This is a genomic window from Pseudoxanthomonas sp. LjRoot204_2 (assembly GCF_056175765.1).
This window is the reverse complement of sequence record NZ_JBGFFG010000700.1, coordinates 1-1,125: the sequence shown is the minus strand read 5'-3', so window position 1 is coordinate 1,125 and position 1,125 is coordinate 1. Positions and strand designations below refer to the sequence as shown.

The following is a 1,125-nucleotide window of genomic DNA, read 5'->3' as shown; positions in this document are numbered from 1 at the left end:
GGCTGGGGCAGGGTGCCGTGTTCGCGGTGGACCTGGTGCGGGTGGCGACGCCCGCACCTGCGCCGGTGGCCGTGGGCAAGCCGGGCCTCGCCGGTCGCCACGTGCTGGCCGTCGACAACGATCCGGCGGCGTTGTCCGCGCTGCAGCAGGTGCTGGAAGGGTGGGGCTGCAGCGTGGCCAGCGCGGGTGGAAGCGCAGGCGCGGAGATGGCGCTGCGTGAGCGTTCGGCGGACCTGTGGTTGTTCGACTTCCATCTAGATGACGGCGACACCGGCGTGGCGCTGGCCGAACGTCTGCGCGCCACGCACGGTGCTCGTCCGTGCCTGATCCTCACCGCCGACCAGACCGATGCCGTCCGCCGCGCGGTGCGCGATGCCGACCTGCCGCTGCTGGCCAAGCCGGTGCGGCCGCTGGCGTTGAAGTCGGTGCTGGACCGGCTGCTGGCCGCACGGGTCTCTGATGTGGGAGCGACGTAAGTCGCGATGGTTACGTGCGGAGACTGTCCGCACTTCTGGTTCGTCATCGCGACTTACGTCGCTCCCACAACCGCGAACGCTAGAATGCGCGCCTGGATTCCGGAGTTCGCGCATGCCATACACCCCCATCGTCGCCACCCTCGGCTACGTTCTTTCGCCCGATCGTTCGCAGGTGCTGCTGATCCATCGCAACGCGCGCCCGGATGACCAGCACCTGGGCAAGTACAACGGGCTGGGCGGGAAGATCGAGCGGGATGAGGACGTGGTGGCCGGCATGCGCCGCGAGATCCATGAGGAGGCGGGCATCGACTGCGACGCGATGACRCTGCGTGGCACGATCAGCTGGCCGGGCTTCGGCAAGCTCGGCGAGGACTGGCTGGGCTTCGTCTTCCTCATCACGCGCTACAGCGGCACGCCGTTCGAACGCAATCCGGAAGGCACGCTGGAATGGGTGCCGGTGGAGAAGCTCATGGAGCTGCCGCTGTGGGACGGCGACCGCCACTTCCTGCCGCTGGTGTTCGACGACGATCCGCGTGGCTTCCACGGCGTCATGCCGTACCACGAGGGCCGCATGGTCTCGTGGGACTACTCGCGGATCTGAGCGGCGCTGCTCGACCCTGTAGGAGCGACGTGAGTCGCGACCGTCGAC

The 1,125-nt window shown here is 68.5% G+C and carries 2 protein-coding genes; both read left to right on the top strand.

The window, feature by feature from the left end; genetic code table 11:
* Positions 1 to 476, top strand: a 476-nt coding sequence (locus tag AC04L7_RS19190) for a response regulator (RefSeq protein WP_475513775.1), incomplete at its 5' end; no start/stop codon positions are given.
* Between the two features lie 112 nt (positions 477 to 588).
* Entirely contained in the window at positions 589 to 1,077 is a 489-nt protein-coding gene (locus AC04L7_RS19185) for an NUDIX hydrolase (RefSeq protein WP_435999225.1), read from the top strand.
* The last annotated feature ends 48 nt before the right edge of the window (positions 1,078 to 1,125 follow it).